This is a genomic window from Zobellella denitrificans (assembly GCF_002407485.1).
GTDB lineage: Bacteria > Pseudomonadota > Gammaproteobacteria > Enterobacterales > Aeromonadaceae > Oceanimonas > Oceanimonas denitrificans.
In genome coordinates, this window is sequence record NZ_CP012621.1 from 276311 (window position 1) to 291351 (window position 15041).

The following is a 15041-nucleotide window of genomic DNA, read 5'->3' on the forward strand; positions in this document are numbered from 1 at the left end:
TTCAGCGCCCGCCTATCCGTGCCAGCAGGGCGGCGATGCGGCCCCGGGCCTCGTCGCCGGCCAGGGCCTGGCGGAACACCTCGATTTCCTGGTCGATGGTCCGGTGCAGCAGCGCCTGCTCCGGGGCCTTGAGCAGGGCCTTGCTGGCCAGCAAGGCCCGGGTGGGCTTGGCCGCCAGCCGGCGCGCCGTCTCCTCCAGCCGTGCCGGCAGCTCGGTGGTTGCCACCAACTGGTTGGCCAGGCCCCAGTCCCGGGCGGTCGCGGCATCCAGGCTGTCGCCCAGCAGCAGCAACTGGCAGGCGCGCACATGGCCGAGGCGTCGGGGCAGCAGCAGGCTGGAGGCGAACTCCGGTACCAGCCCCAGATCGACAAAGGGAAAGCTGAGCCGGGCGTCCTCGGCCAGCAGCACCAGATCCATGTGCAGCAGCAGGGTGGCGCCAATGCCGACCGCATTGCCCTGCACCCCGGCCAGCAGCGGCTTGGGGCAGTCCGCCAGAGCGTGCAGCAGCTCGATGATGGGGTGCCCGGGGCCGAGCTCGGGACCGGCGAGAAAGTCGGCCAGATCGTTGCCGGCACAGAAGTCGCTGCCTTCGGCAGAGAAGGCGATGCTCCTGACTCCGGGGTCTTCGATGGCGCTCCGCAACTGTTCCCTGAGCCACCGGTAGCTGCCCAGATCCAGGGCATTGCGCTTTTCCGGGCGGTTGAGGCGGATATGGCGGACACCGTCGCCGTCCTGCCTGTGCTCTGTGTTCATCGCGGCTCCTTATGCGTTACATCATGGCCTGGCCTTCCCCCTTGGGGTAAGCTTTGTTCTCTTCGTAGCACAAGGAAATCACAGATGAAAAAAGTCGGATACCTCTTCGGCCTGGTTTTGTTAAGTGGCGCCAGTTGGGCTCAGGTGGCCGTCAGCGAGGGCTATGTAAGGGCGACCCCGCCGATGGGACCCAATACCGCCGCCTTTATGCAGCTGGAAAATAACGGCGACCGGGATCTGGCGCTGGTGAGCGCGACCTCGCCCCAAGCGGAGAAGGTGGAACTGCATACCGTACTGGAGCAGGAAGGGGTGATGCGGATGCGGGAAGTGGAGCGGATAGCGGTGCCGGCCGGTGAAAGGGTCAGCCTGCAACCGGGCGGCCTGCACATCATGCTGCTGGGTGTGAAACAGCCCTTGGCGGCGGGGGATGAGGTCAGCCTGGAGTTGCGCTGGGACAATGGCGACACCGAACAGTTGACCCTGCCGGTGAAGGATATCCGCACCCAATCCCAGGCGGCTCATGGACATGGCCAGCACCATTAAGGGGGCGAGCCGGCAAGCCAGGGCTTGTTATTACCCGATGATATAAAAAATCATCTTTTATTCTTTATTGTTGTTCGTTGACCTGGCATAAGCTATCCCTTATCTGGAAAAGTGGAAGTCAATGTCATGCTTTTAAAGGAACTCGCGGCGGCAGCCAGCCCGCTCAATGAACAACAAGTCCATAAGCTCACTCAGGTGGCTGCCGAGCTGAGTGCCACCCAGCTGGCCTGGGTCAGCGGTTATTTCTACGGTATCAGCCAGCAGGCCCAGGGCCTGCCGGTGGCAGTCCCCGCGGCGGCGGCCCAGCCGGCCGGCAAGGTGACCATCCTCTATGCCTCCCAGACCGGCAACGCCAAGGGCGTGGCCGAAGCGCTCAAGGCCCAGGCCGACGCCGCCGGGGTCGCGGCGGAGCTGTTCAACGTGGCCGACTACAAGGTCAAGCAGCTCAAGAAAGAGACCCATGTGCTGATCGTCACCAGCACCAACGGCGAGGGCGAGCCGCCCGATGACGCCATCGAGTTCCACAAGCAGCTCAAGGGCGGCAAGGTGGGCAAGCTCGAAGGCCTGCACTACGGCGTACTGGCCCTGGGCGACTCCTCCTACGAATTCTTCTGCCAGACCGGCAAGGACTTCGACGACTACCTGGCCAAGGCCGGCGCCACCCGCCTGCTGGAGCGCATCGACTGCGACGTGGACTATGAAGGCGCCGCCGAGGGCTGGAGCAAGTCGGCCCTGGGCCTGCTGAAGGACGCCCTGCAAGTGGAGGCGGCCAACCATGCCGCGCCGGTGGTCAGCCTGACCCAGGGGGCCGCCAGCCTCTACAGCAAGAAGCACCCCTTCGCCGCCGAACTGGTCACCAACCAGAAGATCACCGGCCGGGACTCCGACAAGGATATCCGTCATATCGAGATCTCCCTGGAGGGCTCCGGCCTGACCTATCAGCCCGGTGATGCCCTGGGGGTCTGGTTCAGCAATGACGAGGCCCTGGTGGATGCCCTGCTGGCCCAGGTGGGCGTGGCCGCCGACGCCAAGGTCAAGGTGGACGACGAACTGCTCTCCATCCGCGAGGCGCTGATCCACCACTACGAGCTGACCCAGGGCTATGCCGGCTTCGTGCAGGCCTATGCCGAACTGTCCGGTGCCAAGAAGCTGCAAAAGCTGGCACAGGACAAGGCCGCCCTGCGCGAATACTGCGCCAGCCACCAGATCCTGGACATCGTCCGGGAGAAGAAGACCAGGCTCACCGCCGAGCAACTGCAGGGCGCCCTGCGCCGGCTGACGCCAAGGCTTTACTCCATCGCCTCCGCCCAGGCCGAGGTGGAGGAAGAAGTGCACCTGACCGTGGGTGTGGTGCGCTACGACAACAAGGGCGAGCCCCGCGCCGGCGGTGCCTCCTCCTTCCTGGCCGACCGGCTGGCCGAGGGCGGCCAGGTGCGGGTGTTCGTGGAGCACAACGACAACTTCCGCCTGCCCGCCGACGACAGCACCCCGGTGATCATGGTGGGGCCGGGCACCGGCATCGCCCCCTTCCGCGCCTTTATGCAGGAGCGGGAAGCGCGGGATGCCGAGGGCAAGAACTGGCTGTTCTTCGGCAACCCCCACTTCACCCAGGACTTCCTCTACCAGCTCGAGTGGCAGCGTTACGTCAAGTCCGGCCTGCTGAGCCGGATCTCCCTGGCGTTCAGCCGGGATCAGGCCGACAAGGTCTATGTACAGCACAAGCTCAGGCAGCAGGGGGCCGAGGTCTATGCCTGGCTGGAGCAGGGCGCCCATTTCTACGTGTGCGGCGATGCCAACAAGATGGCCAAGGACGTGCACGAGGCCCTGATCGAGCTGGTGGCCGAGCACGGCAACAAGAGCCGTGAACAGGCCGAAGAATATGTCGATGCGCTGCGCAGCGCCAAGCGTTACCAAAGGGATGTTTACTAAGATGAGCGAACAAAAACTGTCCGATAACGAACGCCTCAAGGGGCAGAGCAATTTTCTGCGCGGCACCATCACCCAGGATCTGCAGGACGAACTGACCGGCGGCTTCAACGGCGACAACTTCATGCTGATCCGCTTCCACGGCATGTACCAGCAGGACGACCGCGACATCCGCAACGAGCGCACCGCCCAGAAGCTGGAGCCGCTGCACAACGTCATGCTGCGCGCCCGCCTGCCCGGCGGCATCATCACTCCCAAGCAGTGGCTGGTGATCGACAAGTTCGCGGAAGAAAGCACCATGTACGGCAGCATCCGCCTGACCACCCGCCAGACCTTCCAGTTCCACGGGGTGCTCAAGCGCGACATCAAGCACATGCACCAGACCCTGAACAGCACCGGCATCGACTCCATCGCCACCGCCGGCGACGTCAACCGCAACGTGCTGTGCACCAGCAACCCGGTGGAATCCGAGCTGCACCAGGAAGCCTACGACTGGGCCAAGAAGATCTCCGAGCACCTGCTGCCCAAGACCCGGGCCTACCTGGAGATCTGGCTGGACGGCGAGCGTCTGGACACGCCGGACCAGGAGCCGATCCTGGGTTCCACCTACCTGCCGCGCAAGTTCAAGACCACCGTGGTGATCCCGCCCCAGAACGACGTGGACGTGCACGCCAACGATCTGAACTTCGTGGCCATCGCCGAGAATGGCAAGCTGGTGGGCTTCAACGTGCTGGTGGGCGGCGGCCTGGCCATGACCCACGGCGACACCGCCACCTATCCGCGCAAGGCCACCGACTTCGGCTTTATCCCGTTGTCCCACACCCTGGCGGTGGCGGAAGCCGTGGTCACCACCCAGCGTGACATGGGCAACCGGGTCGAGCGCAAGAACGCCAAGACCAAGTACACCCTGGAGCGGGTGGGCGTGGAGGTGTTCAAGGCCGAGGTGGAGAAGCGGGCCGGCATCCAGTTCGCCGAGAGCCGCCCCTATGAATTCACCGGCCGCGGCGACCGTTTCGGCTGGGTGGACGGCATCGACGGCAAGCAGCACCTGACCCTGTTTATCGAGAACGGCCGCATCCTGGACTTCCCCGGCAAGCCGCTCAAGACCGGCCTGCGCGAGATCGCCAAGATACACAAGGGCGACTTCCGCCTGACCGCCAACCAGAACCTGATCATCGCCGGCGTGCCCAAGAAGGACAAGGCCAAGATCGAGAAGCTGGCCCGGGCCCATGGCCTGATCGACGACACCCTGTCCGAGCAGCGCAAGAACTCCATGGCCTGCGTGGCCCTGCCCACCTGCCCGCTGGCGATGGCCGAGGCCGAGCGTTTCCTGCCCGGGTTCGTCACCGAGATCGAGGGCGTGCTGGCCAAACACGGGGTGACCGACGACAGCATCATCTTCCGGGTCACCGGCTGCCCCAACGGCTGCGGCCGCGCCATGCTGGCCGAGATCGGCCTGGTGGGCAAGGCGCCCGGGCGCTACAACCTGCACCTGGGCGGCAACCGGGAAGGGACCCGCATTCCGCGCATGTACAAGGAAAACATCACCGATCGCCAGATCCTCGAGGACATCGACGCCCTGGTGGGCCGCTGGGCCCAGGAGCGGGAAGCGGGCGAGGGTTTCGGTGACTTTGTGATCCGGGCCGGCATCATAGCGCCGGTGGTGGACTCCGCGAGGGATTTTTATGCCGTATAGCCTGTTACCCAGCCTGGAAGAGCTGAACAGTCTGTCCCGTGCCGATCAAGCGGAGGCCCTGGCCCCGCTTAATCAGGAGCTGGCGGCCATGAGCGCACCCGAGCGGGTGCGCTGGGCGCTGGAAACCCTGGAAGGGGAGCATGTGCTCTCCTCCAGTTTCGGCATCCAGGCGGCGGTGATGCTGCACCTGGTAACCCGGGAAAAAGCGGACACCCCGGTGATCCTTACCGACACCGGCTACCTCTTCCCCGAGACCTACCGCTTTATCGACGAACTGACCGAGCGGCTGCGGCTGAACCTCAGGATCTACCGGGCCCAGACTTCCTCGGCCTGGCAGGAGGCCCGCTTCGGCAAGCTGTGGGAGCAGGGGGTGGAAGGCATCAGCCGCTACAACCAGCTCAACAAGGTGGAGCCCATGCAGCGGGCCCTGCGCGAGCTCAAGGCCGGCACCTGGTTTTCCGGCCTGCGCCGCAGCCAGTCCGACACCCGGCAAAGCATGCAGGTGCTGAGCCTGCAGAATGGCCTGTTCAAGTTTCTGCCGATCATCGACTGGAGCAACAAAGATGTGCATTATTACCTGAAGGAATTCGACCTTCCCTACCATCCGCTGTGGGAGCAGGGTTATGTCTCGGTCGGCGACGTGCACACCACCGTCAAGTGGGAGCCGGGCATGAGCGAGGCGGACACCCGTTTCTTCGGCATGAAGCGGGAGTGCGGCCTTCACGAGACCCAGGAAGCCGACGGCAGCGGTATCTGAGCCTGCGGCTCCACGCAAAGGAGACACCATGCAGGTACAGGACATCATGACCCGGCGGATCGCCACCGTTCACCAGGACGACCGGCTCGAGATGGTACGCGCCATCTTCGACCAGGCGCCCTTTCGCCACCTGCTGGTGGTGGATGACGAAGACCGGCTCTGCGGCGTCATCACCCATGCTGACATGTACCGGGCCCTCAGCCCCTACCTGGCCACCGACGCCGAGCTGGAACGCGACCGGGATACCCTGCAGCGGCGGGCTCATCAGGTGATGAGCCGCAATCCGGTGACCATAGCGCCCGAGACCGGGCTGGATACCGCCGCCGCCCTGCTGCTGGAGCACCAGATCAGCTGCCTGCCGGTAGTGGCGGAAGATCGGCTGCAGGGAGTCATCTCCTGGAAGGATCTGCTGCGCACCCTTCTAAAATAACCATAAGGTATAAAAAATCATTTTTTATTATTTTGTGGGATAACAGTTTCTGTCTATAGTCGGTTATCTCAACGGATAAGCGGAACCGGCCATGGAACACCTGCCCCTTTTCATCAGTATCAAGCACAAGCCCTGCCTGGTGGTGGGCGGCGGCGTCGTGGCGGCGCGCAAGACCCGGTTGCTGCTGGCCCGGGGAGGCAGGGTCACCGTGGTTGCCCCCGAGCTGGATGCCGGTCTGCAGGCTCGCCAAGCCGAGTTCTGCTGGCTCGAGCAGGGCTTCGCCGAGCATCATCTCGATGGCCAGTTTCTGGTGGTGGCGGCCACCGACAACGCCGAGGTCAATGCCCGGGTCTACCAGCTCGCCAACCGGCGCGGCATCCTGGTCAACAAGGCCGACGACAGCAAACGCTCGGCGGTCATCTTCCCCTCCATAGTGGAACGCTTTCCCCTGCAGATCGCCTTCAGCACCGGTGGCGGCGCACCCTGGCTGGCCCGGTTGCTGCGGGCCCGGCTGGATGCCCTGCTGCCCCGCCACTGGGGAGCCCTGGCCCGGGTGGCGGGCCGCCTGCGCCGGCAGGTGCAGCAGGCCTTCGCCAGCCCCGCCGAACGGCGCCGGTTCTGGGCCCGGGTGCAGGACGATCCGGCCCTCACCGCCCTGCTGCAGCAACAGGATGAGTCAGGGGCCGAGGCCTGGCTGCGTCGGGAAATGGACCAGCCGTCCCGGGGCGAGGTGATACTGGTGGGGGCGGGGCCGGGCGATCCGGATCTGCTCACCATCAAGGCACTGAACGAATTGCAGAAGGCCGAGGTGGTGCTGTTCGATCAACTGGTCTCCGAGGAGATACTGGCGCTGATCCGCCCCGAGGCCGAGTTGATCGCCGTGGGCAAGAAGGCCGGTCACCACAGCGTGCCCCAGGAGCAGATCAACCGGCTGCTGGTGGAGCAGGCCCTGGCCGGCAAACGGGTGGTGCGGCTCAAGGGCGGCGATCCCTTTATGTTCGGCCGTGGCGCCGAGGAACTGCAGAGCCTGAAGGCCGCCGGCATCCGCTACCAGGTGGTGCCCGGCATCACCGCCGCCGCCGGCGCCACCGCCTATGCCGGCATTCCGCTGACCCACCGGGACCACGCCCAGAGCGCGGTCTTTATCACCGGCCACTGCAAGCAGGACGGCGCCGAGCCGGACTGGGCCTCCCTGGCCCGAGGCCGGCAGACCCTGGTGATTTACATGGGGCTGATGCGCTCGGCCCATATCCGCCAGCAGCTGATGCAACACGGCCTGGACGGCGCCACCCCGGTGGCGCTGATCGAACGGGGCACCACGGTGCGGCAGAAGCTGGTACGGGGCGAGTTGCGGGAGCTGGCCGAGCTGGCCGAGCGGGTGGCAAGCCCGGCGCTGATGGTGATAGGCGAGGTGGCGGCCCTGGCCGACTCCCTGGCCTGGTTCCGGCCGCACGCGGCCGAGGCGCCCCCGGCCGTGGAGCGCTGCGGCTAGGCCCCTTCCAGCAGTCCCAGGGGAGCCAGCAGCTCGGTCAGCTCGCGCAGATAGTCGCCGGGCGGGTTGTCCGACATCAGGGCCGCCAGCTCGTTGCCGATGCTGGTAAAGCGGTAATAGAGCAGGCGCACGCCTTTTCTGGCCGGGGTCAGCACCAGTTGCCGGGAGTGGAGCGCCAGCCTGAGCGGGGCGCCGGCCGGCAACTCGCCGGATTCCAGTTCGGACTGATGCAACAGGCCCAGTTCAAACAGTTGCAGCAGGCCGGCATAGGACAGGCGATGGTGGCCCAGGCTCAGCTTATGCTGGCGCAGCCCCTGCAGCATCGTCCTGTGCTGGTAGCCGAACAGCAGCCGCAACTGATCATCCCCGAAATGGCAGCTCAGCGCGCTGGCCCTTTGCAGCAGCAGGGCATCTTTCTGGGTCATCTGCCGGAGGCAGTTGAGGGCAGGAATGGAACAGTGGCCCGGACGGGCGATCTCCTGAGTCAGGATGCCGGCCCAGAACTGCTGCATGGCCGGGTGGCGGATGTTTTCCGCCAGGGCCAGGAAGTGGCTCAGCCAGTCCGGATCCGGCTCGCTGCCCACGTCGTCGGAGCTGGCCCTGTGGGCCAGTTGGACGATGGTTTCCAGGTTTTTCTGGCGCGCCGCCTCGTCGAGCTGGCGGCGGATCTCGAAGCGAGCCCCGAAGCTCAGGGGCGAGTCGCCGTGCAGCAGGCCTGCCAGTCCGCGTTGCTCTGCCAGCTGCAGCAACAGGCTCTTGCGGTTTCTTATTTTGTGATCCAGGGTCGCGGCTTTGAGCGTCATGGTGGTGGCTTTTGATTGTTAACTATGTTTACTCCATGTTAAAATTCAGCACCGAATTTTAAAAGGAGCGCCGGATGCAAAAAGGTAAGCCCAAGATGACCTGGTTGCTTCTTGTTGGCTATATCTCGAGCCTCGGGATACTGGCCACCATGATAGGCTAAGCGACCACAAAAAATAAGGCCCGTTCAGGGCCTTATTTCGTTATTGTGTTATTGCCCCCAGCGACTGTCGCACCAGTGCCAGCACCTGCTCCACCTCTTGCGGGCGCAAGGCTCCCTCTCTGACGAAGCGCACCAGTCCTTGCTGGTCCAGCACTATGATGGCGGAGCTTTTCGGTGCCAGTTGCCACTCTTGCGCCACTTTGCCTTTGCCATCCAAGACGATGGAGGACCAGGGATATTCCTTCTTGCTGCTTTCGGCGCTGCTGCGCACGAAGGGAGCGGTACCGAAGGCGGCGTCGTCCAGGTTGATGATGGTCACCGTCTGGTAACGGTCCCGGGGCAGACCGGCGGCCTTGATCGCCTCGATCAGCGGCGCGTTCAGCTCCTTGGCGCTGCCGCGCCCGGCGATATGCTGGATCAGCCTGACCTTGCCCGGCAGCGAACCGACGCCCCAGAGACGGGCTTGGAGTTGTTCCTGCTCCAGCACCAGTTCGCCCCTGTCGCTGACGCTGACCGGCGGCAGCGGCTGCTCGAGCTTCAGGTTGTGGGCCGAGGCCACGAAGGGCAGGCAGGCCAGCAGTATCCATGCTTTCATCGGTTTCTCTCCTTGTGGTATGAGGTCTGACCTCATTAGCCTAAGGAGTGTTAATTTTTTGTCAAATAAATACGCATAAAAAAGAGCACCGAAGTGCTCTTTTTGAATCCGGAGGCCGGAGGCGATCAGGCTTTGCTGTAACGCTCGGCGGAGGCCAGGATCTCGGCTTCGGCGGCGGCCTTGTCTTCCCAGCCGTCCACTTTCACCCACTTGCCCGCTTCCAGCTCCTTGTAGCGCTCGAAGAAGTGCTTGATCTGGGCCTTGAGCAGCTCGGGCAGGTCGTTCACGTCCTGGATATGGTCGTATTCCTTGGTCAGCTTGCTGTGCGGTACGGCCACGACCTTGGCGTCTTCACCGGACTCGTCGGTCATCTTCAGCACGCCCACCGGGCGGCAGCGGATCACCGCGCCGGGCACCAGCGGATGCGGGGTGGGCACCAGCACGTCCACCGGGTCGCCGTCCAGGGACAGGGTCTGGTTCACGTAGCCGTAGTTGCAGGGGTAGAACATGGGAGTGGCCATGAAGCGATCCACGAACACGGCGCCGGTGTCCTTGTCGATTTCGTACTTGATGGGATCGGCGTTCTGCGGGATCTCGATGACTACATAGATATCTTCGGGCAGGCTTTTTCCGGCCGGTACCTGGTTCAGGCTCATGACGTTTCCTTTATATGGTCAGTAACGGGGTTGCGACTCGAGTTTACCACCCTTGCTCCCGGGTATCTGTTATACCAAGGGGTAAGGGCGGGTCAGGGGCGACATTATAACCGCTGTCGCAGGGATCACCATACAAGTGCCCAAAGCCGCCGCGGATTGTTAGAATGCGGCCTTCACAGCAGCCAGGGGCAGGTTATGCATATTCATATTCTCGGTATTTGCGGCACTTTCATGGGCGGGCTGGCGGTGCTGGCCCGCCAACTCGGTTACCAGGTGACCGGCAGCGATGCCAACGTCTATCCGCCCATGAGCACCCAGCTCGAGCAGCAGGGCATAGCGCTGATCGAAGGCTATGATCCGGCCCAGCTGGAGCCGGCTCCCGACCTGGTGGTGATCGGCAACGCCATGAGCCGGGGCAACCCCTGCGTGGAAGCCGTGCTCGACCGGCGCATCCCCTATACCTCCGGTCCCCAGTGGCTGCTGGAGCACGTGCTGCAGCATCGCTGGGTGCTGGCGGTGGCCGGTACCCACGGCAAGACCACCACCTCCGGCATGCTGGCCTGGATCCTGGAGGATTGCGGCCTGAAACCGGGCTTTCTGATCGGTGGCGTGCCCGGCAATTTCGAGGTCTCCGCCCGCCTGGGCGAGTCGCCCTTCTTCGTGATCGAGGCGGACGAGTACGACAGCGCCTTCTTCGACAAGCGCTCCAAGTTTGTGCACTACCGGCCCAGCACCCTGATCCTCAACAACCTGGAGTTTGATCACGCGGACATCTTCCCGGATCTGGCGGCGATCCAGCGGCAGTTCCACCACCTGTTGCGAATGGTGCCCGGCCATGGCCGCATCCTGCTGCCGACCCGCACCCCGGCGCTGGAAGAGGTCAGGGCCATGGGCTGCTGGAGCGAGCTGGAATACGTGGGTGAGGGCGGCCTCTGGCAGGCCGAGCCCCTGGCCGCCGACGGCAGCCGGTTTACCGTGCTGCTCGAGGGCCGGCCGGTGGGCGAGGTGAGCTGGCCCTGCATCGGCCTGCACAATGTGCACAACGGCCTGATGGCCCTGGCCGCCGCCCGCCATGCCGGGGTGCCGGTGGCCGACGGCATCGCCGCCCTGTGCCGCTTCGTGCCGCCCAAGCGGCGGATGGAGCCGAAGGGGGAAGTGGCCGGCATCCGGGTATGGGACGATTTCGCCCACCATCCCACTGCCATCCAGACTACCCTGGCCGGGCTCCGGGCCCGCACCACCGAGGGGCGGGTGCTGGCGGTGCTGGAGCCCCGCTCCAACACCATGAAGATGGGGGTGCACCAGCAGGAACTGGCCGACTCCCTGCAAGGGGCCGACGCCGTCTACCTGTTCCGGCCGGCGGAAATCCGCTGGGATCTGGCGGCGGTGGCGGCGGCCTGCCCCCGGGGGCGGGTGTTCGAGGAACTGGACACGCTGATCGCCGCCCTGGTGGCCGATGCCCGCCCCGGCGATCAGATACTGGTGATGAGCAACGGCGGCTTCGGCGGCATCCACGGCCGGCTGCTGGCGGCGCTGGAGGCGGCCCATGGCTGAGTATCCGCGCGAGCGGCAGGTCACCCTGGCCCTGAGCGGCGCCTCCGGCGCGCCCTACGCCCTGGCGCTGCTGGAGCGGCTGCTGGCCGCCGGCATCCAGGTGCACCTGCTGGTGTCCGGTGCCGCCCGGGTGGTGCTGGCCACCGAGCAGGGGGAGCAATGGCCGGGCAAACCGGAGGCGCTGGCCGCCTGGTTGGGCGATCGGTTTGGCGCCGAGCCCGGCCAGATCCGCGCCTACGGCAAGGAGGAATGGTTCTCGCCGGTGGCCTCGGGCTCGGGGGCGCCCAAACGTATGGTGATTTGCCCCTGCTCCATGGGCACGGTGGCCTCCATCGCGGCGGGGACGTCGGACAACCTGATCGAGCGGGCCGCCGACGTGGTGATCAAGGAGCAGGGGCAGCTGATCCTGGTGCCGCGGGAAACCCCCTTCTCGGCCCTGCATCTGGAAAACCTGCTCAAGCTTGCCCGCCTCGGGGTCACCATCATGCCGGCGGCGCCGGGTTTCTATCACCAGCCCCAATCCATCGCGGATCTGGTCGATTTTATGGTGGCGCGGATCCTGGATCACCTGGGACTGGAGCAGGATTTGGTGCAACGCTGGGGCTATGGCGGTGAAGAAAGTTGACCCGGAATGCAGATTTTCGCGAATTCCGCTAGAATACCGCTTTACCAACAGCCGGGTTTTAGACCCGAATGGAGCTAAAACATGAAACACCGAGTGGATGTCCTGATCAGCACCGAAGAGGTGAACGCCAGGATCCAGGCCCTGGGCGAGCAGATCAACGCCCACTTCGCGGGCGTCGATGAACTGGTGATGGTCGGGCTGCTGCGCGGCTCCTGCGTGTTCATGGCCGATCTGTGCCGCCAGATAGCGCTGCCGGTGCGGCTCGACTTTATGACCGCCTCCAGCTACGGCAGCGGCATGGAGAGCAACCGGGACGTGCGCATCCTCAAGGATCTGGACGATGAGATCCACGGCAAGCACGTGCTGATCGTCGAGGACATCATCGATACCGGCTACACCCTGAGCAAGGTGAAGGAGATCCTCTCCCTGCGTGACCCGGCGTCGCTCAGCATCTGCACCCTGCTCGACAAACCCGAGCGGCGCGAGGCCCAGGTGCCGGTGGACTGGGTCGGCTTTACCATCCCCGACGAGTTCGTGGTAGGCTACGGCATCGACTACGCCCAGCGCTATCGCAACCTGCCCTACATCGGCAAGGTGGTGCCGCTGGAATAACCCCGCGAGTCGGTTCCCCCCATAACAAGAATTGCGCATATGCCTGGCCTTCGCCCAGGCATATGTTTTTGAACCGGAGCCAAGCAATGACCAAAGCACTGGAGATCGAGGGCCTGCGCAAAACCTATGCCGGTGGCGTGGAGGCGCTCAAGGGCATCGATCTGACCGTGGAGCAGGGCGATTTCTACGCCCTGCTGGGCCCCAACGGGGCCGGCAAGTCCACCACCATCGGCATCATCTCCTCCCTGGTGAACAAGAGCGCGGGCAAGGTGAAGGTGTTCGGCTACGACCTCGACAGCCAGCTGGAGCTGGCCAAGTCCCAGATTGGCCTGGTGCCCCAGGAGTTCAACTTCAACCAGTTCGAGAAGGTACAGCAGATAGTGGTCAACCAGGCCGGGCTGTACGGGGTGGAGCGGGCCGAGGCCAAGGTGCGCGCCGAGCGCTACCTCAGGCAGCTGGATCTGTGGGAGAAACGGGACCAGCCGGCGCGCACCCTGTCCGGCGGCATGAAGCGCCGGCTGATGATCGCCCGCGCCCTGATGCACCAGCCCCGCCTGCTGATCCTGGACGAGCCCACCGCCGGGGTGGATATCGAGATCCGCCGGGCCATGTGGGACTTTCTCAAGGAGATCAACGGCCAGGGCATTACCATCATCCTCACCACCCACTACCTGGAAGAGGCGGAGATGCTGTGTCGCCATATCGGCATCATCGACAAGGGCCGGCTGGTGGAAAACACCACCATGAAGGGGTTGCTCGGCAAGCTCAACGTGGAAACCTTTATCCTGGATCTGGCCCCCGACTGCCGGGAGCCCTTCCTGTCCGGCTTCAACTGGCAATTGCTGGACGATCACACCCTGGAGGTGGAGGTGAAGAAGGAGCAGGGGCTCAACGGCGTGTTCGGCCAGCTCAACGAGCAGGGCATCCGGGTGCTGAGCATGCGCAACAAGGCCAACCGGCTGGAGGAATTGTTCGTGACACTGGTGGAGCAGGGGAGGAAAGCATGAACGCCAAGCAGTATTACATCGCCTTTCGCAGCATCTTGCACAAGGAGATAGTGCGCTTCACCCGCATCTGGGTACAGACCCTGGTGCCGCCGGCCATCACCATGACCCTCTATTTCGTGATCTTCGGCAGCCTGATCGGCAGCCGCATCGGCGAGATGGGCGGCTATTCCTACATGGCCTTTATCGTGCCCGGCCTGATCATGATGTCGGTGATCACCAACTCCTACTCCAATGTGGCCTCGTCGTTTTTCAGCGCCAAGTTCCAGCGCAACGTGGAAGAGCTGCTGGTGGCGCCGGTGCCGACCTATGTGATCATCGCCGGCTACGTGGGCGGCGGCGTGGTGCGGGGACTGGCGGTGGGGTTGATCGTCAGCCTGGTGTCCCTGCTGTTCGTGACCCTGCCGGTGAGCCACCTGTTCAGCATAGTGGCCATCGTCTTCCTGACCTCGGTGCTGTTCTCCCTGGCGGGGCTTATCAACGCCATCTTCGCCCGCACCTTCGACGATATCAGCATCATCCCCACCTTCGTGCTGACGCCGCTGACCTACCTGGGCGGGGTTTTCTACTCCATCGAGCTGCTGCCCGGGTTCTGGCAGGGGCTGTCCCAGGCCAACCCGGTGCTGTACATGGTGAACGCCTTCCGCTACGGCTTCCTCGGCATCAGCGACGTGCCCCTGACCCTGGCCTACGGCATCATCCTCGGCTTTATCGCCCTGTTCTACGGCGCGGCCTGGTACCTGATCCGGACCGGACGGGGATTGCGGCACTGAGTCCAAAGGCAGCCGGTTGGCTGCCTTTCCACTGGTTGCCAATGCCGTTTGTTATAACCACAGGTGTCGGGCAAAGGAAGCCCAATCCCTTTCACCGTGAACCATGATGTTTCAGTTTGAAGAAAAAGGCAGCCAATCGGCTGCCTTTTGTCTTGAACTGAAAGGGAAAACCCGCGATCAGGCCAGCTGCAGGGGGATGTCCTTGCTGGTGCGCACTATGTTGTTCTGGGCATCCAGGTACACCAGGCTGGGCTTGTAGCCGGCGATCTGCTGCTCGGTCATGGGCGCGTAGGCACAGATGATGATGCGATCGCCCACCGCGGCCTTGCGGGCGGCGGCGCCGTTCAGGGAGATCATCTTGGAGCCGCGTTCGCCGGAAATGGCGTAGGTGTGGAAGCGCTCGCCGTTCTCGATGTTGTAGATGTCGATCTGCTCGTACTCGCGGATATTGACCGCGTCCAGCAAATCCTGATCGATGGCGCAGGAGCCTTCGTAGTTGAGCTCGGCGTGGGTGACCCGGGCCTGGTGCAGCTTGCCCCTGAGCATGATGCGTTGCATATCCATGTTTAGCTTGTCTCCGTCAATTACCGCCCTGAGGGCTTATGGTTTTGCGACAGTGCCCGGAGGGGGGAGCCAGGCTCACGCCGACTCGCCGTGAAC

16 protein-coding genes are annotated in these 15041 nt (G+C 64.1%); 11 read left to right on the plus strand and 5 right to left on the minus strand.

The window, feature by feature from the left end:
* Position 1: 1 nt before the first annotated feature.
* The gene (locus AN401_RS01315) at positions 2–754 is read right to left on the minus strand and encodes an enoyl-CoA hydratase/isomerase family protein (RefSeq protein ID WP_094039536.1); all 753 of its coding nucleotides are present in this window, start codon (positions 752–754) and stop codon (positions 2–4) included.
* 84 nt (positions 755–838) lie between these two features.
* Here AN401_RS01315 and AN401_RS01320 point away from each other — a divergent pair, with 84 nt between their 5' ends.
* The 6 genes from AN401_RS01320 to cysG all read left to right on the plus strand — a co-directional run bounded on the left by AN401_RS01320 (position 839) and on the right by cysG (position 7598).
* Positions 839–1297 carry a copper chaperone PCu(A)C gene (locus AN401_RS01320; protein ID WP_094039535.1) on the plus strand — a complete coding sequence of 153 codons (459 nt, stop codon included), beginning with the start codon at positions 839–841 and terminating at the stop codon, positions 1295–1297.
* Positions 1298–1423: 126 nt separating this feature from the next.
* Positions 1424–3226: an assimilatory sulfite reductase (NADPH) flavoprotein subunit gene (locus AN401_RS01325; protein WP_094039534.1), complete on the plus strand. Its 1803-nt coding sequence runs from the start codon at positions 1424–1426 to the stop codon at positions 3224–3226.
* Positions 3216–4919: an assimilatory sulfite reductase (NADPH) hemoprotein subunit gene (cysI, locus tag AN401_RS01330; protein ID WP_198401786.1), complete on the plus strand. Its 1704-nt coding sequence runs from the start codon at positions 3216–3218 to the stop codon at positions 4917–4919. Before AN401_RS01325 ends, cysI begins: the two co-directional genes overlap by 11 nt.
* On the plus strand, positions 4909–5676 hold the full coding sequence (locus AN401_RS01335) for a phosphoadenylyl-sulfate reductase (RefSeq protein WP_096778340.1): 768 nt from the start codon (positions 4909–4911) through the stop codon (positions 5674–5676). Before cysI ends, AN401_RS01335 begins: the two co-directional genes overlap by 11 nt.
* Positions 5677–5704: 28 nt before the next feature.
* Positions 5705–6106 carry a CBS domain-containing protein gene (locus tag AN401_RS01340; protein WP_094039531.1) on the plus strand — a complete coding sequence of 134 codons (402 nt, stop codon included), beginning with the start codon at positions 5705–5707 and terminating at the stop codon, positions 6104–6106.
* A gap of 91 nt (positions 6107–6197) precedes the next feature.
* Positions 6198–7598: a siroheme synthase CysG gene (cysG, locus tag AN401_RS01345; RefSeq protein WP_096778341.1), complete on the plus strand. Its 1401-nt coding sequence runs from the start codon at positions 6198–6200 to the stop codon at positions 7596–7598.
* On the opposite strand, the gene AN401_RS01350 is transcribed toward cysG, so the two are convergent.
* The 3 genes from AN401_RS01350 to ppa all read right to left on the minus strand — a co-directional run bounded on the left by AN401_RS01350 (position 7595) and on the right by ppa (position 9813).
* On the minus strand, positions 7595–8401 hold the full coding sequence (locus AN401_RS01350) for a TIGR03899 family protein (RefSeq protein WP_096778342.1): 807 nt from the start codon (positions 8399–8401) through the stop codon (positions 7595–7597). The two genes, cysG and AN401_RS01350, sit on opposite strands and share 4 nt — an antisense overlap.
* Positions 8402–8602: 201 nt before the next feature.
* Positions 8603–9157 (minus strand): YtfJ family protein, encoded by a 555-nt coding sequence (locus AN401_RS01355; RefSeq protein ID WP_096778343.1) that lies wholly within the window; start codon positions 9155–9157, stop codon positions 8603–8605.
* A gap of 125 nt (positions 9158–9282) precedes the next feature.
* Complete coding sequence (gene ppa / locus AN401_RS01360) at positions 9283–9813, minus strand: inorganic diphosphatase (RefSeq protein WP_094039527.1); 531 nt, start codon at positions 9811–9813, stop codon at positions 9283–9285.
* A gap of 195 nt (positions 9814–10008) precedes the next feature.
* Between ppa and mpl the strand changes: the two genes are divergently transcribed.
* From mpl to AN401_RS01385, 5 genes are all read left to right on the plus strand, one after another.
* The gene (mpl, locus tag AN401_RS01365) at positions 10009–11367 is read left to right on the plus strand and encodes a UDP-N-acetylmuramate:L-alanyl-gamma-D-glutamyl-meso-diaminopimelate ligase (protein ID WP_094039526.1); all 1359 of its coding nucleotides are present in this window, start codon (positions 10009–10011) and stop codon (positions 11365–11367) included.
* Complete coding sequence (locus AN401_RS01370; protein WP_096778344.1) at positions 11360–11992, plus strand: flavin prenyltransferase UbiX; 633 nt, start codon at positions 11360–11362, stop codon at positions 11990–11992. The genes mpl and AN401_RS01370 overlap by 8 nt, the downstream gene beginning before the upstream one ends.
* Positions 11993–12073: 81 nt before the next feature.
* A complete protein-coding gene (gene hpt / locus AN401_RS01375) occupies positions 12074–12604 on the plus strand; it encodes a hypoxanthine phosphoribosyltransferase (RefSeq protein ID WP_094039524.1) in 531 nt (176 codons plus the stop codon).
* 86 nt (positions 12605–12690) lie between these two features.
* The gene (locus tag AN401_RS01380) at positions 12691–13611 is read left to right on the plus strand and encodes an ABC transporter ATP-binding protein (protein WP_094039523.1); all 921 of its coding nucleotides are present in this window, start codon (positions 12691–12693) and stop codon (positions 13609–13611) included.
* Positions 13608–14381 (plus strand): ABC transporter permease, encoded by a 774-nt coding sequence (locus tag AN401_RS01385; protein ID WP_094039522.1) that lies wholly within the window; start codon positions 13608–13610, stop codon positions 14379–14381. Before AN401_RS01380 ends, AN401_RS01385 begins: the two co-directional genes overlap by 4 nt.
* Positions 14382–14558: 177 nt before the next feature.
* On the opposite strand, the gene panD is transcribed toward AN401_RS01385, so the two are convergent.
* Complete coding sequence (gene panD / locus AN401_RS01390) at positions 14559–14945, minus strand: aspartate 1-decarboxylase (RefSeq protein ID WP_445401543.1); 387 nt, start codon at positions 14943–14945, stop codon at positions 14559–14561.
* Positions 14946–15041 lie beyond the last annotated feature (96 nt).